18 protein-coding genes are annotated in these 25,231 nt (G+C 69.6%); 5 read left to right on the forward strand and 13 right to left on the reverse strand.

Annotated elements, in window-relative coordinates:
* Positions 1–51: 51 nt before the first annotated feature.
* From VJT49_RS27550 to VJT49_RS27565, 4 genes are all read right to left on the reverse strand, one after another.
* Complete coding sequence (locus VJT49_RS27550) at positions 52–1,662, reverse strand: protein kinase family protein (RefSeq protein WP_324167839.1); 1,611 nt, start codon at positions 1,660–1,662, stop codon at positions 52–54.
* Between the two features lie 79 nt (positions 1,663–1,741).
* A complete protein-coding gene (gene murJ, locus VJT49_RS27555; RefSeq protein ID WP_324167877.1) occupies positions 1,742–3,574 on the reverse strand; it encodes a murein biosynthesis integral membrane protein MurJ in 1,833 nt (610 codons plus the stop codon).
* Between the two features lie 367 nt (positions 3,575–3,941).
* A complete protein-coding gene (locus VJT49_RS27560) occupies positions 3,942–6,068 on the reverse strand; it encodes a DUF6049 family protein (RefSeq protein WP_324167840.1) in 2,127 nt (708 codons plus the stop codon).
* An 80-nt stretch (positions 6,069–6,148) separates the two neighbouring features.
* Positions 6,149–6,664 carry an NUDIX hydrolase gene (locus VJT49_RS27565; RefSeq protein WP_324167841.1) on the reverse strand — a complete coding sequence of 172 codons (516 nt, stop codon included), beginning with the start codon at positions 6,662–6,664 and terminating at the stop codon, positions 6,149–6,151.
* A gap of 131 nt (positions 6,665–6,795) precedes the next feature.
* Between VJT49_RS27565 and VJT49_RS27570 the strand changes: the two genes are divergently transcribed.
* Positions 6,796–8,238, forward strand: a complete 1,443-nt coding sequence (locus VJT49_RS27570; protein WP_324167842.1) for a CCA tRNA nucleotidyltransferase — start codon at positions 6,796–6,798, stop codon at positions 8,236–8,238.
* A gap of 437 nt (positions 8,239–8,675) precedes the next feature.
* On the opposite strand, the gene VJT49_RS27575 is transcribed toward VJT49_RS27570, so the two are convergent.
* From VJT49_RS27575 to VJT49_RS27585, 3 genes are all read right to left on the reverse strand, one after another.
* On the reverse strand, positions 8,676–10,520 hold the full coding sequence (locus tag VJT49_RS27575) for a TNT domain-containing protein (protein WP_324167843.1): 1,845 nt from the start codon (positions 10,518–10,520) through the stop codon (positions 8,676–8,678).
* 85 nt (positions 10,521–10,605) lie between these two features.
* Complete coding sequence (locus VJT49_RS27580) at positions 10,606–12,126, reverse strand: TNT domain-containing protein (RefSeq protein WP_324167878.1); 1,521 nt, start codon at positions 12,124–12,126, stop codon at positions 10,606–10,608.
* Positions 12,107–13,408, reverse strand: coding sequence for an MFS transporter (locus VJT49_RS27585; protein ID WP_324167844.1), 1,302 nt, complete (start codon positions 13,406–13,408; stop codon positions 12,107–12,109). Before VJT49_RS27585 ends, VJT49_RS27580 begins: the two co-directional genes overlap by 20 nt.
* A gap of 223 nt (positions 13,409–13,631) precedes the next feature.
* Between VJT49_RS27585 and VJT49_RS27590 the strand changes: the two genes are divergently transcribed.
* Positions 13,632–14,204, forward strand: coding sequence for a YqgE/AlgH family protein (locus VJT49_RS27590; protein WP_324167845.1), 573 nt, complete (start codon positions 13,632–13,634; stop codon positions 14,202–14,204).
* Positions 14,205–14,206: 2 nt separating this feature from the next.
* On the opposite strand, the gene VJT49_RS27595 is transcribed toward VJT49_RS27590, so the two are convergent.
* On the reverse strand, positions 14,207–14,605 hold the full coding sequence (locus tag VJT49_RS27595; RefSeq protein ID WP_324167846.1) for an SdpI family protein: 399 nt from the start codon (positions 14,603–14,605) through the stop codon (positions 14,207–14,209).
* An 89-nt stretch (positions 14,606–14,694) separates the two neighbouring features.
* Between VJT49_RS27595 and leuS the strand changes: the two genes are divergently transcribed.
* Entirely contained in the window at positions 14,695–17,526 is a 2,832-nt protein-coding gene (gene leuS / locus VJT49_RS27600; protein ID WP_324167847.1) for a leucine--tRNA ligase, read from the forward strand.
* A 133-nt stretch (positions 17,527–17,659) separates the two neighbouring features.
* Here the strand turns inward: leuS and VJT49_RS27605 are convergent, their stop codons facing one another.
* On the reverse strand, positions 17,660–18,436 hold the full coding sequence (locus tag VJT49_RS27605; RefSeq protein ID WP_324167848.1) for a TetR/AcrR family transcriptional regulator: 777 nt from the start codon (positions 18,434–18,436) through the stop codon (positions 17,660–17,662).
* A gap of 342 nt (positions 18,437–18,778) precedes the next feature.
* Here VJT49_RS27605 and VJT49_RS27610 point away from each other — a divergent pair, with 342 nt between their 5' ends.
* Positions 18,779–19,651, forward strand: a complete 873-nt coding sequence (locus VJT49_RS27610) for a ribokinase (RefSeq protein WP_324167849.1) — start codon at positions 18,779–18,781, stop codon at positions 19,649–19,651.
* Positions 19,652–19,732: 81 nt separating this feature from the next.
* Positions 19,733–21,361: a phosphoenolpyruvate--protein phosphotransferase gene (ptsP, locus tag VJT49_RS27615; RefSeq protein ID WP_324167850.1), complete on the forward strand. Its 1,629-nt coding sequence runs from the start codon at positions 19,733–19,735 to the stop codon at positions 21,359–21,361.
* A gap of 11 nt (positions 21,362–21,372) precedes the next feature.
* Here ptsP and VJT49_RS27620 read toward each other — a convergent pair whose 3' ends face one another.
* Genes VJT49_RS27620 through VJT49_RS27635 form a run of 4 tightly spaced genes read right to left on the reverse strand, consistent with a single transcriptional unit; the run spans position 21,373 to position 25,028 of the window.
* Positions 21,373–21,981 (reverse strand): DUF1707 SHOCT-like domain-containing protein, encoded by a 609-nt coding sequence (locus VJT49_RS27620; protein ID WP_324167851.1) that lies wholly within the window; start codon positions 21,979–21,981, stop codon positions 21,373–21,375.
* Positions 21,982–22,033: 52 nt separating this feature from the next.
* The gene (locus tag VJT49_RS27625; protein WP_324167852.1) at positions 22,034–22,678 is read right to left on the reverse strand and encodes a response regulator transcription factor; all 645 of its coding nucleotides are present in this window, start codon (positions 22,676–22,678) and stop codon (positions 22,034–22,036) included.
* Positions 22,675–23,841 carry a MacS family sensor histidine kinase gene (gene macS / locus VJT49_RS27630; RefSeq protein WP_324167853.1) on the reverse strand — a complete coding sequence of 389 codons (1,167 nt, stop codon included), beginning with the start codon at positions 23,839–23,841 and terminating at the stop codon, positions 22,675–22,677. Before macS ends, VJT49_RS27625 begins: the two co-directional genes overlap by 4 nt.
* A complete protein-coding gene (locus tag VJT49_RS27635; RefSeq protein ID WP_324167854.1) occupies positions 23,838–25,028 on the reverse strand; it encodes an AI-2E family transporter in 1,191 nt (396 codons plus the stop codon). Before VJT49_RS27635 ends, macS begins: the two co-directional genes overlap by 4 nt.
* Positions 25,029–25,231: the final 203 nt, after the last annotated feature.

Genomic DNA, 25,231 nt, shown 5'->3' on the forward strand with positions numbered 1-25,231 from the left:
GAGCGCGCCCCGGAGCGTCTCGACGGGCGGGGAGCCGACCCTGGGCGGATGTCACCCCGCGGGCAGGAAGGTCAGCTCACTGATCTGGGACTGGTACTTGCCGCCGTTGCGGCCGAGCTGGGAAATCCAGACGATCACGTACTGGGCCCGCTGGGGCTGCTGGAGGGTGATGTCGGTGGTCCCGTCGTTCAGCGTGGCCGTGCCGACCACCCGGGTCGACGTCAGGTCCGGGTCCGCCGAGTCGGCCAGCCTGATCTCGACCACGGTGCCGGGACTGCTCGCCGTGACGGTCACCTTCGCCAGGTTGACCGGGTCGTCGAAGCTCGCGACCAGGCCGACTCCCTCTTTGATCGTGGGGAACTGCTGGTTGTACTGGTCGGTGCGCCAGAACGAGTTCGGGTCACCGTCGACGGTCTTACCCGCGCGGCTGGTGTTGTCGCCGCTGCCGTCCGGGTTGTACACGCCGATGTCCGACGGTTTCACGGCGGCGCCGAGCTGTGCCTGGCCGGGCGGCGAGGAGGCCGGCGGGGGCGCTTGGCTGGGCGGCGGCGCGGCGGTGGTGGTGGTGGTGGTGGTGGTCGGGGCCGCTACGTTGATCGCCGGGCCGGTGGATCCCGAGTCGTTCTGGAAGAAACTGATCGCCAGCATGCCCAGCCAGGCCAGGATGCCGACGGCGGCCACCACCAGCACGGTCACCCCGAGCGCCAGCTTCCGCCGCCGGGCCTTGTCCTTGACCGGCCGCTTGGTGGTCCAGATCGTCTCGTCGTCCTCGGTCTTGACCCCGGCCGCGGCCTGTGCCTTGATCAGCTGGGTGCGTTCCTCGGCCTCCGCGGCCAGCTCCAGCGCCCGCAGGATCGCCGAACTGGTCCGGATCCCGCCGTGGCCGCCGTCCTCGATGGTGCGGACCGCGAGCGCGGACAGCTCGGCGGGCACCTGCGGATTCAGGGAACGGGGCGGCACCAGGCGGCCGTTCGGCGCGTGCGGCGCGGCGGGAATGGCGGCCGGACCGCCCGGCAACGCCCACCGGCCGGTCAGCAACAGGTACAGCACCGCGCCGATCGCCTTGACGTCGTCGCGCAGGGTGGCGTCGGGCAACGGGCCGGGGAAGGCCAGGCGGAGCGTGCCCTCCGCGGTCACGCGGAGCCGCTGGGGATGGTCGAGGCCGAGCACCAGGCCGGAGTGGTGCGCGAACTCGACCGCTTCGGCGAGTTTCTGCACCATGCGGGCCGCCGGCAGCGGTGCGACCGGACGCTCGGCGACGACGTCGATCAGGTCGGTGCCCTTGGTCCATTCGGTCACCACCACGCCGAGCAGGCCCTCGCTGGAGGTGATCCCGCTGCCTAGGCTGAGGACGTCGAGCACCTTCGCTATGGCGTCGTGGTGGAACTTGGCGGCGTGCGTGGCGCGTTCGAGCGTCTTGCGCGCCAGCCTCGCCGACTCGGCGTCGGCCGGGTCGCCGACCAGCAGGGTCAGCGCGACATCACGGCGCAGCTGACCGTCGCGGGCTCGCCACAGATGTGCGCCCGCGCGCTCGTCGATGCCGAACTGGGCAAGCAACCGGTACCTGCCGTCGCCGACGACACTGCCCGGCGCAAGGGAACCTCCCCGCGCGCGAACGCCTACCCGGGCAGTACCGGGCTGCTCGTTCCGCTTCTCGTTCACCCCAAGCCCTCTTTCGCGCACTTGCAGTCGAGGGTACGGGAACACGACACAAGTTTCCGAGCCAGCCGTGTGTTGATCGTTACCTGCGCTTGACCAAACGGGTGAATCTCTTCGTCGCGGGCGCGAGTTCCTCGACCTTCAGCGCGGCGAGCACCCCGAACGACACGCCCAAGCCCACGAGACCCTGCAGGATCAGCTTGATCCAGGCGGTGATCCGCACCCCGAAGTCCGGCACGATCGTCCCCGCCAGGATCGCCGTGACCACGCCCAGCCCGCTGGCGACGACGGTGAACAGGATGACCCCCAGCACCCGCTTGCTGCGCAGGTTGCCCAGGCTCACCCACAGCCAGACCTGGCCCATGATCGCGCCGATCACGAAGGTCAGCGAGTTGACCATCATGGTGCCGAGCACGATCTGCCTGCTGTCCAGCAGCACCGGGCACAGGTAGAGCAGCGGGATCTTGACCAGGGTCATCACGACCATGATCAGCGTCGGCGTGCGGGCGTCCTTCATCGCGTAGAAGACCCGCAGTTGCAGCATCACCAGCGCGTAGGGCAGCAGCCCGAACGCCGAGATGGCCAGCGCCTCGCCGAGCCGGGCGGCGTCCGTGGCGGAGTTCTCGCCGCCGCTGAACAGCGCGATCCCGATCGGTTCGCCGATCAACGTCATCACGGCGGCGATCGGCACCAGCATCACCGTCGAGATCCGTGAGGCATAGGAAAGGTCGGCGACCACCTTGCGGGTGTCGCCGTCCGCGGCGTTACGGCTCAGCCGCGGCATGATCGCGGTCAGCAGCGACACCCCGATCACGCCGTAGGGCAGCTGGAACAGCAGCCAGGCGTTGGAGTAGATGGTGACCCCGCCGGGGTCGCCGGTGGTCAGCACGCGAGTGTTGATGGTCAGCCCGATCTGGCTGACCGCGACGTAGCCGAGGATCCACAGCGCGAGTCCGCCGAACTCCTTCATCCGGCGGTCGATGCCCCACCGCCAGCGGAACCGGAAACCGGTCCGCAGCAGCGGCGGCACCAGCAGCAGCGCCTGTACCACGATGCCCAGCGTCACGCCGATCCCGAGCACCAGAAGTTTCGGCTGTCCCATTCGCACCGGGTTGAGGCTGACCTCCCCCGGCAGGATCATGAACAGGGCGAGCGTCACGATGACCACGACGTTGTTCATCACCGGCGCCCATGCGGTCGGCCCGAAGATGTGCTTGGCGTTGAGGATCGCCGACAGCAACGCGAACACGCCGTAGAAGAAGATCTCGGGGAGCAACAGCCGGGCGAACGCCGTGGTCAGCTCCGGGTTGGCGTGGTCACCGGGTTCGATGTACAGCGACGTGAGCGCCGGGGCGGCCATGACCGCCACGACCGTGCCCACCAGCAGCAGCACGAGCCCGACGGTCAGCATTCGCTGCGTGTATTCCTCGCCACCGTCGGGATCGTCCTGGGAGCGCACCAGGAGCGGCACCACCACACTGCTCAGCACGCCTCCGAGCAGCAGTTCGAAGAAGATGTTGGGCATCGTGTTGGCGATGTTGAACGAGTCGTTCACAATGCCCGTGCCCACGGCCCAGACCAGCATGATCTTCCAGAAGAACCCGGTGATCCGGCTGACCAGCGAGGCGATCGCCATCTTGCTGCTGGACCTGGCCAGCGACGGCGCCGCCGGCGTCTCCGTGACCCGCGGCAGGAAGCCCGTCGCGTCCAGCCCGGGACCCTCGCCGAACGAGTCGGCCGACGTGACGCTGGGTTGCACCCGCGGCATGAACCGGGTCGCCAGCGTGTCGTACGGGCGCAGCACGTCCGGGTCCGCGAGCGGCCATTTCGAACTGGCCGGCACTCCGCCGATACGCGGGATGAACACCGTGGCGTCCGGGTCGTTCGGCTGCAACGGTGGCGCACCGAACGGCATGCTGTCCTGCTGCTGTTCCCGCTGCCACGGCCGGACGGGCTGGTGGTGCGACGGAGCTGGCGCCGGTGGCGGTTGGGCGTTCACCGGCGGCTGTTGCCGAGGTGGTGGCTGCCGCGCCGGCGGGGCAGGCTGGGCCCTCGGCGGCAGTGGCTGGCGGCGCCCGTTCACCGGCGGGACTCGCCGGGTGGGTTGTTCGGAAGGTGCTGTCCGGCCCGGCGGCCGCCGAGCGGTGCGTTCGGCGGGACGCTCGGGTGGCCACCCCGGCTCTCTGTCCAACGCGTGCCCAATCCTCGGCGGTCGACTCGGTTACACCAGGGTAGTCACTCCCGTCACGACGAATCGCGTGACGCCCGTCGCTGGTGGGCGCTCATCCGGCCTTCCGCGCTTTCAGCCGGCGGTAGATCTGCCGGCCGGAGAGCAGGACCAGCGCCGCGCCACCGGCGATGGTGAGCACGAGGGTGACCACGCCGTACTCGTTCGAGCGAAGCTCGAAGCGCGCCGGGTTGCCCAGCGGCGTCCCGTCCGGTGTGCTCAGGTTGACCGTCACGCTGAACTTCCCCGCGCGCAGCGCTTCTGCCTCGATCTGGACCGGCCGCCCGAGTGCCGCGGGCAGCAGTTGGATCCCGGTGTCGCCGACGCGCAGGCCGGCGTTGTTGTTCACGCTGATCCGCACCGCGATCTGCACCGGCAGGGTGTTGCGCAGGAACACCGGAAGCGGTGCGGAACCCGATGCCATCGAGATCGGCACCGCCGGCGTGTCCACCGTGACACGGCGGAGCAGCGCGTCCAGTTCGGTCCGGGAATCGTTGGCAGACATCTCCGCCGCGCCCCTGGTCGTCCGCCAGGCCGTCGAACAGTTGCGAACCAACGCGTACCGCAGGGGCAACAGCAACTGTTCCGGATCCACCTGGGCGGTCGAGTCGACCGTCATCGCGCCGCGCAGGTCCGCCATCGTGTTCTCGATGGCGGCCATTTCGTCGGTCACCGCGGCCGGGGTCGCGGTGGCGGCATCGTCGGTGGTGTAGTTCATCGTCGTGTCGCCGGTGGTGTTCGCCGCGAGCAACTGGGTGAGCGGCGCGGCGGTCAGCATCCGGCGGTCGAGGAAGTCGTTGAACGTCTGCAACAGCCGGGTGAGTTCGGCTTGTGGCACATCCCACCGGCGAGGCGGTGCGACGAGCACCGGCTTGCCGGAACTCGCACTGGTGCCGAGCCCGCCCCGGAAGGCGAGCGCGGCCAGGCCGTTCTGCGCGCCGATGGCGGGATCGTCCACCGGGGTCGAGGCCGTCGGCGCCGAGCCGGTGGCACCACCCAGGCCGGTGCTCACCAGCGAGTCGACGGGCTCGGCGCGCACGTTGCCGCCCACGACGACTCCGCCGCTGACCTGGCTCTCGAGGTCGGAGGGGTTGGCGACGACCGTGGTCACCCCCGCGCCGGCCAACGCGTTCAGCGCGGCCGCGCTGAGGGAACCGTCCGCCCAGATCACCCCGGACATCGGCCGCACCCCGAGGATCGGCTGCACGCGCTGGCCGAGCGCGTAGGTCATCAGGTCGCCGTTACGGACCTTCGCCAGTGCCGACAGGTCGGCGTCCGCGTAGGGCAGCTGGATCACACACTGGTTGGCGACCAGCGTGCGCAGGGAGGCCAGCCAGGTCTTCGCCACCTCGACGCCGCTACCCGGCACGTTTCCGGCGGGGGTACGGACGTCATAGCCACGGCTCATCGCGTCCACGGTGTCCAGCAGGTCCGGGTCGATGGCGTAGCAGAGCGAACGGGCCAGCTCCGGGTCGTTGCGCACGCTCAGCGCCGACGAGACGAGCGCGTCCAGCCGTCCACCGGGCCGCAGCTCGCCGGCGAGCACGTCGTCGCCGAGTACGGTGGTTCCGCTGTAGGGAGCGGCGACGACGCGCGGCCGGGCATCGGCGATCGGCCACAGCATGGTGACCGGCGCGGGCTGGCTGGGCGGTTGCTGCGTGGCCGTCCTTCCCGGAGCGCCTACCACGGGCAGGAGCAGGCTCAGCGGGGACAGCCGGGCGGCACGGCCGTAGTCCGGCGTGCCGTTGACGTTGACCAGCAGGGGATAGATCCCCGCGCTGCTGATCCGGAGGTTGTTGGCCGACCCGTCGAGCTTGACGGTGACGTTAAGCTGACCGGTCTGCCCCGGTGCGAGCACGGAAGGCTGGATCTCGACGAACTTCGACATCGACTCGGGGCTGGCCACCGCGCCTGTCATGGCGGACCTCAGCTGCCGCTCGGTGGTCAGTTTCGACCCGAGCTCCAGCCGCACCTGGAGGTCGCTGATCCGCCGGTCGCCGATGTTGGTCACGGTCCCGGCGATGGTGAGCGTGGTGGCGGAGTTGTTGATCACGCGCGGGGTCAGCTGCGTGATGTTCAGCTTCAGGCGCTGGCTTTCCCCGTTCTGCTGGGCGATGGCCGGCGGAGCGCTCAGCCCGGCGAAGAGCACTGTCAGCGCCAACGCGGCGAGCCGAGTCAGCACGCCCCTGGGCCGCTCCGTCCTGCGGAGGGCCGGACCCCCACGGGTCCCCGCTGGGGGCAAGCCCCCAGACCCCCTCGTCACTACTTCACCGCCGTCTGGTTCTCGTCTCCGAACAGTTGCCGGGCCTTGCGGACCAGCGCGCGCTCGTCGGTGTACGCGAGTCGTTCCTCGAGGTCGGCGATCGGCATCCAGGCCACCTCGGTGACCTCGACGTCTTCGTCGGACAGTTCACCGCCGACCGCCTCCAGGAGGAAATGATGCACTGTCTTGTGCACCCGCCTGCGTTCGGCCACGAACCAGTAGTCGATGGTGCCGAGGAATTCCAGCACCCGCGCCGAAATCCCGGTTTCTTCCTTCACTTCACGGATCGCCGTCTGCTCGATCGTCTCGCCGTCTTCGATGTGGCCTTTGGGCAGTGACCAGAGCAGCTTGCCGTGCCGGTCCAGCCGGCCGATCAACACCGCGCGCGACCGGTCCTGATCAACCACCAACCCGCCGGCCGAGGTCTCGTCGACCGTGTTCATCCGCCTGCCGCGGCGGCGTCGTGACCGGCGTCGCGGCCTACCCGCGGCGGAACGACCGGCCGATCCAGACATGCTGTGATGCTAGTGCTTCGGCAAGCTCGATGGTTACGAACGCGTAGCTGGCCCTTCACTTTCAGTGGATCGGTAGGCTGGTTTCTCGTGTCTGTACTCTTCAAGTGGACTTCTCGGGTGGTTGGGTCCTGGTGAACGAGCTCGCCGCGAAGCGGAACGCCGTGGCTGAACTGATGCGGATCTCCCCGCTGGCCGACGAGCTCGCGGGGCTGTTCGCCCGCGCCGGTCATCGGCTGTACCTCGTCGGCGGCAGTGTCCGGGACGCGCTGCTCGGACGGCTGTCCGCCGACCTCGACTTCACCACGGACGCGCGGCCCGGTGAGGTGTTGAAGATCGTCTCCGGCTGGGGCGACGGCGTTTGGGAGACGGGCATCGAGTTCGGCACGGTCGGGGTCACCAAGCGGGGCGCCACGCTGGAGATCACCACGTTCCGTGCGGACAGCTACGACCGGGTGGGCCGGAATCCGGAGGTCACCTTCGGTGACACCATCGAGGGCGACCTGTTGCGCCGGGACTTCACCGTGAACGCGATGGCCATCGACCTGTCGACAAAGCAGTTCGCCGACCCGCACGGAGGGCTGGCAGCCGTGCGCGCCCGGGTCCTGGACACGCCCGCCACCCCGCAGGAGTCCTTCGCCGACGACCCACTGCGGATGCTGCGGGCGGCCCGGTTCGTCTCGCAACTCGGGTTCAGCCCCGCGCCGAGGGTGGTGGCCGCGATGACCGAGATGGCGGGCGAGCTTTCGCGGATCACCGCCGAGCGCGTGCAGGCGGAGCTGTCGAAGCTGCTCCTCGGCCCTCGTCCACGGCCGGGTTTGGAGTTGATGGTGGACACCGGGCTCGCCGACATCGTGCTGCCCGAGGTGCCGGGCATGCGACTGGCGATCGACGAGCACCACCAGCACAAGGACGTCTACCAGCACTCGCTGACCGTGCTGGAGCAGGCGATCGCCCTGGAGCGGCGGGACGGCTGGGAACCCGACATCGTGCTGCGGCTCGCCGCCCTGCTGCACGACATCGGCAAACCGGACACGCGGCGTCTCGAGCCGGGCGGCGGAGTGAGCTTCCACCACCACGAAGTCGTCGGCGCGAAGATGGCGCGCAAACGGTTGCGGGCGCTGAAGTATCCCAAGCAGGTCATCGAGGACGTGGGGCAACTGGTGTTCCTGCACCTGCGGTTCCACGGCTACGGCCGCGGCGAGTGGACGGACTCCGCGGTCCGCAGGTACGTCACGGACGCCGGCGAGTCGCTGGAACGGCTGCACAAGCTGGTGCGCGCCGACTGCACGACCCGGAACAAGCGCAAGGCCGCGACCCTGCAGCGCACCTATGACGACCTGGAGGAGCGGATCGCCCGGATCGCCGTCGAGGAGGACCTCGCGAAGGTCCGGCCGGATCTCGACGGCAACGAGATCATGAAACTGCTCGGTCTCCCGCCCGGACCGCTGGTCGGCAAGGCGTGGCGGCACCTCAAGGAGATCCGTCTGGACCGCGGGCCGCTGACCCACGACGAGGCGGTCGAGGAGCTTTACCGCTGGGCGGAGGCGAACGGGGTCGAACCCCCGGAGCGGTGACGGGTGCCGGGCGGTGACGGGCTCCGCCGGGCGATGTTCTACGTGAAACAACCGTGCTACGTTACGCCGCATCCGCAGGTCAGAGCCCTCTTTGGGCTCCGTACGGTCGCTACCGTGGCCGAAGAAACGGAGAACCGAGTACCTCTTGCGGAGCAAACGCCCGCCGACGCGCTTGAGGTCGCCCATGACGCACGCGAAGATGGCCGGGTGGCTCGTGAAGACGCTGGCGTGGCGCCGCTCGCCGCTTCAAACGAAGTCGGGGACGTGAACGCCCGACTTCGCGCTCACATAAGATCCTTGGAGGCACGCCGCAAGACGTAACTCGAGCAGGGCAAGAGGCTTGACGGTCTCCAAAAGGAGATGCGGGAGGGCCTTGCGATGATGGCCGTCGGCTTGGCGAAGACAACCGCGCTGATCAAGAACGTCGAGCACGAGAGTCAAACCCGTTCCAGCGCTCCCGCTTCCAGATGCTGGGCGAGCGCGTGGGGCAGGAAGTAGCCGACCGCGCCGCCGGGCATCGGGCCCCACGGCAGCGTCACCCCGGTGAGCACGCGCAGCGGCCGCGTCACCCGGTAGGTCTGCCGCAACTGTTCCCGCTCCGGTGCCAGGGAAGCTTCCGGGAAGCGGGTCGAGGTGTCATGCACCAGGTTCCCCGCCTCGTTGCCGAAGCGCAAAACCGTTGTCTCGGCCCCCAGGACCATGAGCCGCTTCGAGCGGAAGAAGTTCAGCGGCGGCTCACCCCGCAGCGGCAAGATCGGCCAGTCGAGCGGCTCCGACGGCTCGTCCGGCACCCGCGCGGGATACAGCAGCAGCGAGCCGAACAGAAACCGCGCCGCCTCTTCCACATGGGCGAAGGCCGCGGGCTCGGCACAGTCCGGGCCGCTGACCTCCCAGCTTTCCTTCGTACGGTGGAGGCTCCAAGCGCCACCGGCCTGCTCGCCGATACGGTAGGCCGACTCCGGAATTCCGTACTCGGTGAGGCGTCGCCGCAGGACCCCCAGCACCTCACCGGCCCGCAACCCCATGGGCGGTTCTTCCCCACGGTCGACCAGGGTGACGGCGTCGAGATCAGGCACCGCTGGTGTTGGCGGGCGCGGCTGGCCAAGAACGTCCGCCTCGGCGGCGGCGCGTAGCTCCGGCCGCAGGTAGGGCACCCGGTAGCGGTTGGCGCGGATCCGGTCGAGCAGCTCCCCTTCCGGCGGGAGACCGTATTTGCGCAGGTAGTGCGGCACGGCCGCGGGCCAGATCCACAACCCGTCGGTGTGGAAGGCGTCCGGAACGTCGGGCGGCCCGGCGGGGGCGAAGGCATCAGGGAGACGGCCGGGCCGGGTCACGACCACCGGGGCGCGGTACAGGTAGTCCAGCACCGGGCGGACCTCGTCCGGCGGCAGCGGCTGCCGCTTGTCTCCGGGCACGGCTTGCCGGAACTGCACGTCCAGCGGCAGACCGGCCTTGGCGGCCAGCCACTCGGGAACCTGCTCGCGCTCACGCGGGAAGTACTCCAACTCGGCGTCGTAGGCGCGGGCCGTCAGCCTGCCGGGCCCTGGCGCCTGCCGCCAGCCGGGCTCGTTCTTGCTGTCGTAGTCGAAGTGGAACTGAGAAGGGGCCTCGAGAGTGAGGGTGCCCTTGACCCAGGTGCCCGTTCCAGGCTGGTACATCGCCGACCGCAGAGCCACGAAAAGCTGGCCGAGCTGGACCGATGCCGGCAGCGACACCGACAACCCGCCGCCCACCGACCGCACCTCGATCTCGGCGTAGTCGCCGATCTGCCGGAACTGCGCGGCGACCCGCTCCCAGCCGTCGGGCAGGCTTTGCCGGAGGCGGCGAGCGATCGAGCGGATCAGTTCTCCGGGATTGCCCGTGCCCGGTTCGGGGCGGGTGCCGCCGGGGAAGTCGTGCCGTTCCTGCCAGAGCGCGGTGATCTCGTCGGCGCTCGCGGCGGCGGTGAGTCCCACCAGGCCGAGCTGGCGGGCGCGGAACTCGTCCTGTCCGCTCCAGCGGAGGGTCAGTGCCTGGTCGTCACCACCCGGCGCGATCTGGAAGAGTTCGTCGTCGAACACGCAGTGCGTCTGCAGGCCGAACGTGCCGGCTTCAGCCGCTGGCACGACTTTCGCCGGCCGGGAGTCCCACTCGATGTCGAAGTCTTCGCCGGCTTCGTCGCCGGGCAGGGTCGCGAGCAGGACGGTGCCGTCGGCCGACGAGCGCTGGGCATGGAAGACCTGCCCACGCCAGACGGCGTACAGCCCGTCCGGCCGATCGGTCAACTCCACTCGGTACCGCACTGTTCCCCCTGCTCGGTCAAGACTCGGTAAATCTAGCCCACGGAACCCCTTGGATCCTCCCGGCTGGGCTTTCTTGTCCCCCGATCTACAACTTCTCGAGCGAGCCGTCCGCGAGGTGGTCGCGGATCACCTTCGGCAGCACGTAGCCCACCGCTCCGCCGGGCAGTCCCGCCCACGGCACGGCAACGCCCAGCAACACGGTCAGCGGGCGTCTCAACCGGTATCGCCACTCGCGACGTTCCCGTTCGATGGGCAGCGAAGTGGCCGGGAAGCGGGTTTCGTCGTGGTGCACGAGGTTCCCGGTTTCGTCTCCGAAACGCAGGACGACCGTGCCCACGGTGAGCCGGACGGTCCGCTTGTTGCGCAGCAAGGTCAACGGCGGTTCGCCGTCGGCGGGTTGGATGGGCCAGTCGGCGAGCTCGGGGGCGGTTTCCAGCGGGGTTTCCCGCCCGCCGGTCATCCGCCCGGGGTGCAGCAGCAGCGCACCGAGCAGGTGCTGCGCGGCGTCCTCGGCGCGCTCGAAGTAACGCGGGTTCACCGGCTCTCCACCGCAGTACCGGGCTACCTCCCAGCCCTGCTCCGTGGTGTTGAGGCACCACATCCCGTCCGCCCGGGCCGCGATCCGGTAGGCCCCGGCCCAGACTCCCTGCTCGCCCAGACGTTGAGCGAGTACGACGAGCACGGCGGCGTCTTCGAGCCTGGGGTCCGGTTCGGTCTCCAGGGCGGCGGCGATCTCCCCGCTGGTGGGTGTGAAATCCCGGGGGTCGGCCTTGGGACGTGGCCTGCCGAGGAGGTCCGCGGCCGCGGTACGTCTTGTCAACTTGTCCACATAGGGCGGCTGGAACCCTCGCCGGCGGATGTGCGCGAGAAAGTCCGGCTCCGGCGGAAGGCCGTATTTGCGCAGGTAGTGCGGCACCGCGGCGGGCCAGACCCAGGTGCCGTCGGTGTGGTAACTCTGCGGCACGTCGACGTCCGCGCCACCACTGAACGCGTCCGGCCCGAGTCCGCTGCTCACCAGGACTTCGGGCTGCCGTTCCAGGTACCGCAACAGGAGCGGCACTTCGGACTCCGGCACCTTCGGTTCGTGTTGTAAGGGGGTCTGGGGCCTGGGGGTTGCACCCCCAGAGGGCGCGGCCACCCGCGCGTGGCGGAAGGTCACCGCGAGTGGTAGCCCGGTGGCGCGGCGCCACCAGTCCGGCAGGTGCTCTTCTTCCCGGGGAAACGCTTTCCGTTCGGCTTCGAGCTCGGTTGCCAGGTCCGGTGGAGGACGCCGCCACCGAGGCTCCGCGTCCACGTCGAAGTCGAAGTCGCCCTGAGGGCGTACGCGACAGTGAGCCTGGAGCCAGGATCCGCGGCCAGGCTCGTACATCTGAGCCCGGAGTTCGGTGAGCGTGTCGGAAAGATCGCTGGAGCCATCGAGCGTCAGGGTGGTGTCGCCCATCACGACGATCCGTTCGAGCTCGGTGTAGTGGCCGACCTGGCGGAAACGAACCTCGACGCGCTCCCAGCCGCTGGGCGCTCCGGCGCTGGCCAGCGCACCGATCCGCGCGAGCAACACCGCACCATCCTCCCGCACGCTGGTCACCTTATGCAGAAGATCGGCCATCGCGGTGCGCAATCACCGAGTATCCGGCGCCGCCCAGCAGGTAGACGACGGTCGCGACGATCAGCAGCAGCGGGGAGCGGCCGTTCAGCGGGGTGATCGCGGCGGCCACGGCGACGGCGGCCACCTGTGTGATGTTGAACAAGGTGTCGTAGAGCGCGAACACCCGGCCACGGCTCTCGTCCCCCACTTCCGCCTGGATCGCGGAGTCGACACACAGCTTGAGTACCTGGCCCGCGGACGTGATGAGGAAGGACGCCAGCAGCACGGTCGGCAGGACCATCGGCAACCCGAGCCCGGCCTGCGCGCCCGCGGCGACGAGCAGCGAGCCCATGGTCACCGCGCGGCGGCCGAACCGGGCTACCAGCCGCGGGGTGCAGAGACCGGCGACCAGGATGCCCGCGCCCCCCATGAACGCTATCTGGCCCAGTCCCGGCAGGCCTGCTTTGAGCGGTCCCATGTCGGTGAAGGAGAACCGCAGGAGCAGCACGGTCAGCAACAGCGAAATGCCGTAGGACGCGCGATGTGCGAACAGGGCGACGAAGCCCGCCGTAACGGTCGGCACGCGCACGGCGGCCTTGGCGCCGTCGGCGAATCCGCGCGCGACCGCGAGCACCGGGTCGGCGGGTTCGTCGACCGCGTCCGGGCCGAGGCTGCCGCGCGAGAACCGGGCGGCGACCACCGCGGCGAGCACGGAACCCACCACCGCGGTCGCGGTCGTCCAAGCCGAACCCGTGTCCCCGGTGCCGAGCAGTGACCGCAGGCCGATCGCGCAGCCACCGCCGATCACCGCGACCATGGCTCCGGAGGTCGTGGCCACGGCGTTGGCCGTCACCAGGGTGCGTAGCGGCACGACATGGGGCAGCGACGCGGACAAACCCGAGCCCACGAAGCGGGAGATGCCTTCCACGACCAGTGCGAGCACGAACAGTTGCGGCCCGGCGACGCCGAACCCGACACCCGCCGCCGTCGCGGCGACCGCGAGCGCCCGCAACAGGTTGGCCAGCACCAGCACCCGGCGGCGATCCCACCGGTCGAGCAGCGCACCGGCGAACGGGCCGATCAGCGAATACGGCAGCAGCAGGACCGCGAAACCGCCCGCGATGGTGAGCGGATCGGCGCCGCGCTCGGGATTGAACAGCACCGCGCCGGCCAGCCCGGCCCGGAACACGCCGTCCGACCACTGGGCCGCGAACCGGGACAGCAGCAGCCGGCGGAATCCGGGCAAGGTCACGAAAAGGCGGAGCCTTACCTTCTCCGCACTGGGTTCCGCACTGGCCGTCACAGGGAGCCAGCTTACGTAGCAGGGAAGTTCAGGGACCGGCGCACTTGGTCGCCTCTCGGCGGCGTGGCGCAATGTGGCTCCAGCCGAACGGTATTCCACAGCGGCTCTTCTCAAGTGGGCCCGGGGGACACGGAGTGCGCCGGCCATACGTTCAACGGCACCTTGGGGAGGGTTGTTCCCGCGCGGTGCAACTTGCTTGGTAAACGAGTGAGATTATTACCGGGTGCCAGCGGACGCCGAGGTAGAACCAGGAACCCTCCTGGTTGCCGCCCCCACGATGTTCGATCCCAACTTCTGCCGCACGGTGGTGTTCATCATCGACCACCGGGACGAGGGCACGCTGGGCGTCGTCCTCAACCGGCCGAGCGACGTACCGGTCGAGGACGTGCTGCCCAGTTGGGGCCGGCATGTGGTGGAGCCGCAGGCGGTGTTCGTGGGCGGCCCGGTGGAGAAGAAGACGGCCTTGTGCCTGGCCGCGCTGCGGGCCGGGGAAACCGCGTCGGGGGTGCCGGGCCTGATCGGGGTCCGCGGCCCGGTGGCGCTGGTGGACCTGGATGCCGATCCGGACCTGCTGGTGCCGAAGGTGCGTGGGTTACGGGTCTTCGCCGGTTACGCCGGCTGGGATTCCGGGCAACTGGCCGGCGAGCTCGAGCGCGGTGACTGGCTGATCGTCCCGGCGCTGCCCAGCGACGTGCTGGCCACACCCGACCACGACCTGTGGGGCCAGGTGCTGCGCCGTCAGGGCGTGCCGACCGCCCTGCTGGCCACCCACCCCGGCGACCTCCAGCGCAACTGACCCTATTTGCCGGTGAGAACTCCGCAGCCGCCGCAGGCGCAACCCGCGCAGCCGGCCGGAACCGGCGCGGGTACCACCGCCGCGGCCCGGTGACCGAGCAGACCCCCGCCGGCCACGAGCAGGAACATCCCGGCCAGCCCGATCACCGACGCGATGACGGGACCAGCGGTGGCGGGCATGAACAGCCCGGCGACGCCGGCCAGCACACCCACCAGGCCCGCGACGATGGTCGGCAGTCCGGCGACCTTGTTGGCCACCCGGAACGCCTCGTCGGAACGCAGCGTGGCGGCGGTACGAACGCCCGCGCCACGATCGCGCGGGAGCCGTTCTCGCCATCCGAGCAGGCCGCTCCAGGCGACGACGACACCGAGCACGATGGGAATCAGCGCGACGAGGAACACCGGACCAGGATAAGTGGGCTCAGGTGACGAGCGTCCGCACACCCTGGTCCACTGAAAACCAGTTCGGTCCTGCCCCCTACCATGACGATGTGAGTGAAGCAACCGAGGGCACGCCCGGCCATCGCTACAACGCGGACCTGGCCGGCCGTATCGAGCTGCGTTGGCAGAACGACTGGGCCGACCACGGCACGTACAACGCGCCGAACCCGTCCGGCCCGCTCGCCACCGGCGACGTCCCCTCGGACAAGCTGTTCGTCCAGGACATGTTCCCGTATCCGTCGGGGGCCGGGCTGCATGTCGGGCACCCGCTGGGCTTCATCGCCACCGACGTGTACGCCCGCTACCACCGGATGATCGGGCGCAACGTCCTGCACACCATGGGCTTCGACGCCTTCGGCCTGCCCGCCGAGCAGTACGCGGTGCAGACCGGGCAGCACCCGCGCAAGACCACCGAGGACAACATCGTGACCTACCTGGGGCAGATCCGCAGGCTGGGCCTGGGCCACGACGAGCGTCGCCGCATCTCCACCATCGATCCCGGCTACTACAAGTGGACCCAGTGGATCTTCCTGCGCATCTACAACTCCTGGTACGACGAGAAGCGGGACAAGGCCCGCCCGATCGTCGAGCTGGAGGCCGAGTACGCCCAGGACAAGCGGCCGACCCCGGATGGTCGCGGCTGGTGCGAACTGACCCGGGCCGAGCAGTTGGCGATCCTGGACCAGCACCGGCTGGCCTACATCTCCGAAGCGCCGGTGAACTGGTGTCCTGGCCTGGGCACCGTGCTGTCGAACGAGGAAGTGACCCCGGACGGGCGCAGTGAGCGCGGGAACTTCCCGGTGTTCCGGCGGAACCTGCGCCAGTGGATGATGCGCATCACCGCCTACGCCGACCGGCTGGTGGACGATCTGGACCGGCTGGACTGGCCGGAGAAGGTCAAGTCCATGCAGCGCAACTGGATCGGCCGGTCGCAGGGTGCCAGGGTCGCGTTCACCGCCGGTGCGGAGCGGATCGAGGTCTTCACCACCCGTCCCGACACCCTGTTCGGCGCCACCTACCTGGTGCTGGCGCCGGAGCATCCGCTGGTGAACAAGCTGACCTCGGCCGAGTGGCCGTCCGATGTGGACTCCAGCTGGACCGGTGGCGCGGACACCCCCGCCGAGGCGGTCAATGCGTACCGGCTGGCCGCTTCGCGCAAGTCGGAGCTGGACCGGCAGGAGAACAAGGAGAAGACCGGCGTCTTCACCGGGGCCTACGCGGTCAACCCGGCCAACGGCAGGCAGATCCCGATCTTCGTCGCCGACTACGTGCTGACGAGCTACGGCACCGGCGCGATCATGGCGGTGCCCGGCCAGGACCAGCGTGACTGGGACTTCGCGGAGAAGTTCAACCTGGAGATCATCCGGACCGTCCAGCCGGGCGAGGGCTTCGACGGCAAGGCGTTCACCGGCGACGGGCCCGCGATCAACTCCGGGTTCCTGGACGGCATGAACGTCGCCGAGGCCAAGAAGGCGATCATCGCCTGGCTGGAGGAGCACGGGCACGGCACCGGCACGGTGCAGTACAAGCTGCGGGACTGGCTGTTCTCGCGCCAGCGGTACTGGGGCGAGCCGTTCCCCATCGTGTACGACGAAGACGGTGTCGCGCACGCGATCCCGGAGAGCATGCTCCCGGTCGAACTGCCCGAGGTGGACGACTACTCGCCGAGGACCTTCGACCCGGAGGACGCCGACGCCGAGCCGTCGCCGCCGCTGTCTCGCGCCAGCGACTGGGTCGAGGTCACCCTGGACCTGGGCGACGGCCCCAAGCGCTACCGGCGCGACACCAACACCATGCCGAACTGGGCCGGTTCCTGCTGGTACCAGCTGCGTTACGTGGACCCGGAGAACACCGAGCGGTTCGTCGGCCCGGACAACGAGCGGTACTGGCTGGGCCCGCGTCCCGCCGAGCACGGGGCGAACGATCCCGGCGGCGTCGACCTGTACGTGGGCGGTGTCGAGCACGCGGTGTTGCACCTGCTGTACTCGCGTTTCTGGCAGAAGGTGCTCTACGACCTGGGCGACGTGTCCTCCCCGGAGCCGTACCGCCGGCTGATCAACCAGGGCTACATCCAGGCGTACGCCTACACCGACGCTCGTGGTTTCTACGTGCCCGCCGAAGAGGTCGAGGAGAAGGACGGGACGTTCTTCTACCGCGACGAGGAGGTCACGCAGGAATACGGGAAGATGGGCAAGAGCCTGAAGAACGTGGTGACCCCGGACGAGATGTGCGCGACGTACGGGGCCGACACCTTCCGGTTCTACGAGATGGGGATGGGCCCGCTGGAGCTGTCGCGGCCCTGGGCGACCAAGGACGTCGTGGGCGCGCACCGGTTCCTGCAGCGGGTGTGGCGCCTGGTGGTGGACGAGCAGACCGGCGAGTTGCGGGTCGCCACGGCCGAGGTCACCGAGGAGGACCGCAAACGGCTGCACAAGACCATCGCGGGTGTGCGTGAGGACTACGCGGAGCTGCGGTTCAACACCGCGGGCGCGAAGCTGATCGAGTTCAACAACCACCTGACCAAGGTGTACGGCTCGGCCGATGCCACGCCGAGCGAGCTGGTCGAACCACTGGTACTGATGCTTGCGCCGCTGTGCCCGCACATCGCCGAGGAGCTGTGGCACCGCCTGGGCCACACCGGCTCGCTGGTGCACGGGCCTTTCCCGGTCGCCGACGAGCGTTACCTGGTCGAAGACACCGTTGTGTACCCGATCCAGGTCAACGGCAAGGTCCGGTCCCGGATCAGCGTGCCGGCCGATGCGGGCAGGGACGCGGTCGAGTCGGCGGCGCTGTCCGACGAGAAGATCGCCGCGCTGCTCGACGGCGGCACGCCACGCAAGGTCATCGTGGTGCCCGGCCGTTTGGTGAATGTGGTCCTCTAGCCCTCTCTAGCCCGCCGCGTCGTTCCGCGATCCGGCGCGGCGGTACCAGTGGGCCGGTCACGCGGACGGCCCTGGCGTATCGAATCCGGCGGGTTCGATGTCGTCGCGACACCACGGAAGCGGATCAGCGCGATCAGGCGAGTTCGAGCCCGATCTCGTGGGCGAGATCGGCCAGCAGGGCGTCGAAGACCGCGTCCGGTTTGGACAGCGGGATCGGGTAGTTGCCGAAGACCTCGAGGGTGATGTGCCCGTACAGCCGTGCCCAGAACTGGATCATCACATAGGTGGTGCCCAGGTCGAGCCGGTCCAGCGGGAAGTCGACGCCGGATTCGGTGAACACCGAAAGCAGTTCGCTCTGGAAGGCGGTCAGGTCGTCCCGCAGCTCGGCCGGCACGGAGTCCGCGGGCGGAATGGTCAGTTTGTGGGTGGCCAGGACCTGCCCCGCGGCCATCAGGAAGATTCGCCCGAACGGTTCGCTCGCCCGGTTCAGCGTGGCGACGCTGCCGGTGGCCGAGCCGACGTCACCGGTCGGCGACGCGAACACCAGGGTGAACTCCTTGGTGTGTGTCAGTGCCCACCTGCGGAAGCCCCGGCAGATGGTGAACAGCCGGGCCGTGCCGTCCGCCGCCAGCCCCGAGATCTCCTTGCTGAGCTCCGCCGCCAGGTCGGCGATGACGTCCAGGCGGAGATGCTGGACCAGGTCGTCGCGTGAGCCGTAGTACCGGTACAGGGCGGGCGCGGTGATGCCGAGTTCGCGGGCGATCGCCCGGAGTGTCACGGCCTCCGGGCCGCGATCGATGAGCAGCCTGCGCGCGGTCCGCCGGATGTCCTGGTCGGTCGCCGCCCGCACGCGGCCCCGGCGCGAGGAGGTCTGGGGGTTCACGTCCCCAGCGGGCTCCGGCTTGTCCATTCAGACATTCTAGGAGCTCCCCCGTCCGGCATAGGGACGGAACGCGCAGGCAGATGGGGGAATCAGCGGATCGGGGCGCCACCGGTACCGATCGCTCGGGGGGCTACGCGATCGGTACCGGCGACCCGATGTCCGCCCGGCGGCCTCGCCGCGGGTGGACTGCTTTATGAGAGCTCGTAACCCGTCAATCGGGACGTCCCGACGCAGGATTTAACTCCTTTAGGTGACGATGTTGAACTCTCATTCTAGTGTCGCATCCAAGGCGGGATAAGTTACAAAACTGTTCACATCTGCCAAGTGGGAGCACGAAACAGGACCAAAGTTTCCGGCAGACTTCCACTTATGACCCATGAAGTTCTGGTAGTCGGGTCGGCCAACGCCGATCTCGTGGTCCAGGCCGATCGCCGGCCGGCTGCCGGGGAGACCGTGCTCGGCGGAGACACCGTGATCTCCCCCGGCGGAAAAGGCGCGAACACGGCGGTGGCGGCCGCGAAGCTCGGGGCGGACGTGGCACTCGTCGCCGCGATCGGCGACGACCCGTACGGCGCGATGTTGACCGAGTCGTTGCGAGGGGCCGGGGTGCACACCGACTTGCTGCGGACGGTGTCCCGGCCGACCGGGATCGCCTACATCACCGTGACACCCGACGGGGAGAACTCGATCCTGGTCTCGCCGGGTGCGAACGGCGAACTCGGACCCGCTCACGTCGTCGACGCGCTGACCGGAGCGAAGGTGCTGGTCGCGTCGTTGGAGGTGCCGCTGCACACCGTGGAAAGCGCGGTCGCGGCGGCGGCCGGGGCGGGGGTGCGGACCGTCCTCAACCTGTCCCCTACGGCGAAGGTCAGTTCACGGACGCTCGCCGCCCTCGACGTGTTGTTGGTCAACGAGCACGAAGCGGCGTGGCTGCTCGGATCGGACGCCGAGTTGGCCGGACTGCTCGAGTTGGGACCGCGTGCCGCCGTGGTCACCCTCGGCGCGCGCGGGGCACTGGTGATCACGCCGTCAGGAACCACCGAAATCGCGTCTCCGGAGGTTCAGGCCGTGGACACCACCGGCGCCGGCGACGGCTTCGCCGGCGCGCTGACCGCCGCTCTGGCCGGCGGAGCCGAGCTCGAACCGGCCGCGCGGCGGGCGGTCCGGGTCGCCGCGATCTCGGTGACCCGGCCTGGTGCGCAGCCCTCCTACCCGTCCGCGGACGAGCTGGCACCCTGGTGAGACGGGTGTCACACGCTCACCGTGCGTGAAGGGGCAGGCTGAACAGTACTGTTGGCCATAGTCTCAGGAAAGGTCTGGACCATGGACGCCAGGTTGTCGGGAGTAGCGGTGAGCCCGGGTCGTGCGAGCGGGCCAGTCGTCCGGGTCGCCGAACCGCTCGGCGAGCCCCCGGCCACTCCGAAGCCGGACGACCCGCGGGCCGAGGCTGCCCGCATCGCCCCCGCGACGCGGACCGTGGCGGCCCGGCTCGAGACACTCGCGGAGTCCGCCACCGGTGACGCCGCGACCATCCTGATCACCACCGCGGCGATGGCGGGGGACCCGGCGCTGATCAGCGAGGCCGAGCGGCTCGTGGTGACCGAAGGCATGCCGGCCGCGCGTGCGGTGTACGAGTCGGCCAACGGGTTCGCCAAGACCCTCGCCGCGGCGGGCGGATACATGGCGGAGCGGGTGCGCGACATCGAGGACGTTCGGGACCGCGTGGTCGCCGAACTGCTCGGCGTGGCGCCGCCCGGGGTGCCTGACCTGCCTTCGCCCAGCGTCCTCCTCGCCCGCGACCTCGCGCCGGCCGACACCGCCGGGCTGGACCCCGGCAAGGTGCTCGCCCTGGCCACCGAGGAGGGTGGTCCGACCAGCCATACGGCGATTCTCGCCCGCGCACTGGGCATCCCGGCCGTGGTCGCCGTGCGCGGCCTCCTGACGCTCGACGCCAAGGCGCTGCTCGTCGACGGTGACACCGGTGTCGTTGAGAAAGCCGACGTGGACGCGCCCGTGCTCGTGGCGGTGAAGACGGGTCCGGCCGAGTGGGACGGCGTCGGCAAGACGTCGGACGGGCACCGTGTCAAGGTGCTCGCCAACGTCGGCTCGCCTGCCGACGCGCGCGCCGCGGCGGACGCGGGCGCCGAAGGCGTCGGCCTGTTCCGTACCGAGTTCTGCTACCTCGACGCGCCCGCCGAGCCAACCGCGGAGGAGCAGCGCTCCGCCTACACGGCGGTGCTCACGCCCTTCGCCGGTAAGCCCGTCATCGTGCGGACTCTCGACGCGGGGGCCGACAAGCCACTCGCCTTCCTCTCCCCCGAGACCGAACCCAACCCCGCACTCGGCGTGCGCGGCCTGCGTGTCGCGTTCGACCGGCCCGACGTGCTTGATCGCCAGCTCGAAGCGATCGCCGGGGCGGCCGCCGATTCGGGCGCCGAGGTGTCGGTCATGGCGCCCATGGTGGCCACCGCCGCGGAAGCCGGGTGGTTCACCGAGCGGGTGCGCGCCGCCGGGATCACCAGGGCCGGGGTGATGATCGAGATTCCGGCCGCCGCGCTGGCCGCGAAGGAGATTTTCGACGCCGTCGACTTCGTATCCGTCGGCACGAACGACCTCGCCCAGTACACCTTCGCCGCTGACCGTCAGCTCGGCGCGGTGGCCACGCTCAACGATCCGTGGCAGCCCGCGCTCCTGCGGCTGATCGCACTGATCGGTGAGGCGGCCAAGGCGACCGGGAAGCCGGCCGGTGTCTGCGGTGAGGCCGCCGCCGACCCGTTGCTCGCCCGCGTGCTCACCGGGCTGGGCGTGACAAGCCTGTCGATGAACGCGGCCGCCGTTCGTGCCGTGGGCGCGAGCCTTGCCGCGGTTACCCGCGAACAGTGCGAGTCGGCGGCCCAGCGCGTGCTGGCCGCGGCCGACCGGGCGTCCGCGCGGGCCGGCGCCGCAAGCTAATTAGGAGTGGGCTAGGAGAAGAACCGGCGGGGGTGGCGGATGGTCAGCGAGCCACCCTTGAGCCGTCCGGAGAACACCAGGCGCGGATTGCCCACGCGGCCGTCCGAACCAGTCTTGTCGTTCACCGAGCCGTACTTGATGTCGGTGATCGCGTTGAGGTCGACCGAGGCATGTTCGGGGATGATCACCTCGACCGAGCCCCACTTGGCGTCCAGCTCGATGTGCACCGTGGGGCTCTGGACCTGCGCCTGCGTGAAGTCCAGCTTCGTCGAGCCGTACTTGTTCCGTACGACGATCTCGGGCGGAACCAGCCAGGGACCACTACGGGTCATCGAGGAATACTGGGCCGAAAGTTCCAGCCGCTGGTCCGACGAAGCGAACGCGGGCGCCCGCGGTCCGGCGTCGTGGTGCACCAGGCCGGGAAGGTCGGCCAGCACCGCGTTCAGCTCGCCACGCGTCTGGGCGGCGAGTGCGGTGTCCGTGCGCTCGGTGAACTCTTCGAGATCGATCATCCCCCGGCCGATGGCCTTCTGGAGCACCCCGACGACGTGCTCGCGCTCCTCGTCCGACACCCGGTAATCCCGCGAGTCGAGCGGTTTGGCCTCGGTCTGTTCTCCCATGGCCGCAAGCCTAAGTTCGTCCCGCTCGGGGCGGATCCGGGAAAAACCCTGGTTAGTCCCCGTCCAGACCGTGTTTGATCGCGTACCGCGCCAGTTCCACCCGGTTGTGCAACTGGAGCTTGCGCAGTGTGGACTGCACGTGGTTTTCCACCGTCCGGTGCGAGAGCACCAGCCGCTCCGCGATCTGCCGCGAGGTCAGGCCCTTCGCCACCAGCCTGAGTACGTCGGTCTCCCGCTCGGTCAGCCGCAGCGGGGCGGCGCCATTGGCCGGGGAATCGGCCATCCGCCGGTACTCGCCCAGCACCATGCCCGCCAGGCCCGGCGTGAAGACGGGATCGCCCGCGGCGGTCCGCTGAACCGCGTCCACGAGTTCCGGTACCGACGCCGACTTCACCAGGTAGCCCGAGGCACCCGCCTTGACCGCTTCCAGCACGTCACTGTGCTCACCGCTCGCGGACAGCACCAGCACCCGCGTGTCCGGCAAGACGTTGGTGATCTCCCTGGTCGCGTCGACCCCGGAGCCTTCACCCAGGTTGATGTCCATCAGCACGACGTCCGGCCGCACGGCGACGGCGATGCGGACGGCTGCCTTGGCGTCGGGCGCGGTCGCCCGCACCTCGAACCCGTTCTCGACCATGTCGCGAGCCACCCCGTCGCGCCAGATCGGATGATCGTCGACAACCATCACGGAGATCATGTGTGGTTGCCGCCTCGTCCTTGCCCTGCCGGTTTCGGCACTCGAACCTCCCATTCGGTTCCCTGCCCTGGTGCCGTCTCCAGCGAAATGGTCCCACCCAGGTCGGTCACCCGTCCCCGCATTGATCGCGCGACACCCAAATGGCCCTGTGCCTCGGCGGCGGCGAGGCGGCCCCCGTCGATGCCCGGCCCGTCGTCCCGCACGGTGAGTACCACCTCGTCGCCCAGGTCCTCAAGCAGCACCCATGCCCTCGCCGAAGCGCCGGCGTGTTTGTCGACATTGCACAGTGCTTCGCGCGCGACGGAGACCAGTTCGGCGGTGGTGTGCGCGGGCAGCAGCACCTCCCCGGCCGGAGCCGCGACCTGCACCTTCGGCGAGGACAGCAACTGCAGCGCCGCCCGCAGGTCGGCCTCGCCGGTCGCCGTCCCGGTCGGCTCGGTGGTGACCAGCGTGCGCAGAGCGATCTCCTGCTCGCCGGCCAGGGCCGCGAGTTCCGCCGCTTCGCCACCGAGTGCGGCGCCCCGCCTGCGGACCCGGGCCAGCACCTGCAGCACGCTGTCGTGGATGGAACGGGCGAGCCGTTCCCGCTCCGCCGTCGCCGCCTCGGTTCGCAGCGCCTGCGCCAGCCGGGCCGCCGACTTGCGAGCCGTGGTGGCGCTCATCCCGATCAGCAGTCCGGAGGCGACGAGCAGCACCGAGTCTCGCGCCACGTCGAGGTTGAAATGCTGCCGGGCGAACCCGGTGGCCGCCCCGGCGAGCACCCCGGCCAGCACCCCGCCGCTGCCGCCGAACCGGGCGCCCGCGGCCACCGGCACGCCGGCGATCCAGACCGTCGTGATCAGCGGGTCCACCCCGGCCAATTGGGCGGGGCTCAGGATCCGCGGCGAAGTGAGCATCAGCCCGCACGACACCACCAGGTCCGCGACCACGAACCAGCGCCATCGCCAGCGCAGCGCCTCGCGCGAATAGACCAGGCCGGTCACCAGCGTCCACAGCACCATCGCCCCGAACACGGTCCAGGCCAGCCGCGGCCGCTGGTAGGTGCCCTGGTAGACGATCACCGCGCCGAGCGCGAAGAGCAGGGTGAGGATCCGCAATCCGATCCCGCCCCACCAGAGCGGCGCCGCGGGCTCGCGGGCGGTAGGACCGAAATGGCGGCTCATCCGGCTTCTTCGACCCCGGCGCCGGTGTCTTCCTTCGCCTCCTCCGGATCGGCGTTCGGCGCCCCCTCCATGTCGTGCAGCACGTCGACGTCCTCCGGATGCGGGTCTCGTTCGTGCAGCAGCGACCGGATGCCGGCGTTGAGCACGGCCAGCAGCGGCACCGCGAGCAACGCACCGGCGATGCTGCCGACCACGATGCCGACGCTGATGGACAGCACGACCGCCAGCGGGTGCAGCTTGACGGCCCTCCCGAGTAGCAGCGGCTGCAGGATGTGGCTCTCCAGCTGCATCACCGCGACCACGATGCCGAGCACGATGAGGGCGGTCACGAACCCGTTCGTGACCAGTGCGACCAGCACCGCGACCACGCCGGCCACCACCGCACCGATGATCGGCACGAAGGCGCTCAGGAACACCAGCGTGGCCAGCGGAATGACCAGCGGCACGCGCACGATCCACAGCCCGATCCCGATGCCCACCGCGTCCACCACGGCCACCGCCGCGGTCGCGCGCACGTAGCTGACCAGCGAGGCGAATCCGCGGCGGCCCGCCACGTCGACGCGGCGGCGGACGTTGCCCGGCACCCCCTTCATGAGAAAACCCCAGATCGCCTCGCCCGAGGCGAGGAAGAAGATCGTGATGAACAGGGTGAGCAGGGCGCCGGTGAGGAACTCGCCCACGGTGCTCGCCGTGGTCAGCGCGTTCGAGGTGATCACGGCCTGGTTGTTCTGCAGGAAACCGATCGCGTTGTCGATGGCCTGCTGGATCTGCTCCTGGCGCAGGTGCACGACGTTGATCAGCCAGTTCTGGATCTGGGTGAGGCTGTTGTGCAGCTGCTGGGTCAGCTGTGGCAGACCGTCGGTGAACTGGATGATGACGAACGTGAGCAGACCGCCCAGTACGGCGAGGCCCCCGACGAGCACGAGTGCGGTGGCCAGCCCGCGCGGCACCTTCATCTGGACCAGATGGCCCACCGCGGGCGCGAGGAGCGCCGAGAGCAGCAGCGCGATCGACAGCGGGACGACCACCACGGAGAGCCGGCCGATCAGCCAGATGATGACGTAGAGCGCCGCGATCACCACGATGAACCGCCAGGCGAAGGCGGCGCTCACCCGTAGCCCCTTCGGGACCAGCGTGGTGGTCGAGGTGTCTTCACCGAGGAACTGTGGCTGCTGGCCGTTGGTCACATCCCTCACCCTAGCGACCCGGGCGAATCGGGCGGGCCCATCGCGCCGAGTGTTCTCTTCTCGTTTTTTCACACGATAGGGCGATCAATGGGTTCTCCGGCTGCGAAGGGGGTTCTGGTTCTGGTTACCTGATCGCCGCAAGTTGTTTCCGGGTCACGCGAATTCACTTCGGAATCGCGACGGAGACTGGCGCCATCCACGGT

The sequence above is a fragment of the Amycolatopsis sp. genome (assembly GCF_035276945.1).
Lineage (GTDB): Bacteria > Actinomycetota > Actinomycetes > Mycobacteriales > Pseudonocardiaceae > Amycolatopsis_E.

Excerpts from the sequence above, each read along its gene's own strand:
- murJ (WP_324167877.1), bottom strand. The coding sequence starts at position 3,574 with ATGCCGTTCGGTGCGCCACCGTTGCAGCCGAACGACCCGGACGCCACG.
- VJT49_RS27565 (WP_324167841.1), bottom strand. The coding sequence starts at position 6,664 with ATGTCTGGATCGGCCGGTCGTTCCGCCGCGGGTAGGCCGCGACGCCGG.
- VJT49_RS27580 (WP_324167878.1), bottom strand. The coding sequence starts at position 12,126 with ATGGCCGATCTTCTGCATAAGGTGACCAGCGTGCGGGAGGATGGTGCG.
- VJT49_RS27605 (WP_324167848.1), bottom strand. The coding sequence starts at position 18,436 with ATGGACAAGCCGGAGCCCGCTGGGGACGTGAACCCCCAGACCTCCTCG.
- VJT49_RS27610 (WP_324167849.1), top strand. The coding sequence starts at position 18,779 with ATGACCCATGAAGTTCTGGTAGTCGGGTCGGCCAACGCCGATCTCGTG.
- ptsP (WP_324167850.1), top strand. The coding sequence starts at position 19,733 with ATGGACGCCAGGTTGTCGGGAGTAGCGGTGAGCCCGGGTCGTGCGAGC.
- VJT49_RS27620 (WP_324167851.1), bottom strand. The coding sequence starts at position 21,981 with ATGGGAGAACAGACCGAGGCCAAACCGCTCGACTCGCGGGATTACCGG.
- VJT49_RS27625 (WP_324167852.1), bottom strand. The coding sequence starts at position 22,678 with ATGATCTCCGTGATGGTTGTCGACGATCATCCGATCTGGCGCGACGGG.
- macS (WP_324167853.1), bottom strand. The coding sequence starts at position 23,841 with ATGAGCCGCCATTTCGGTCCTACCGCCCGCGAGCCCGCGGCGCCGCTC.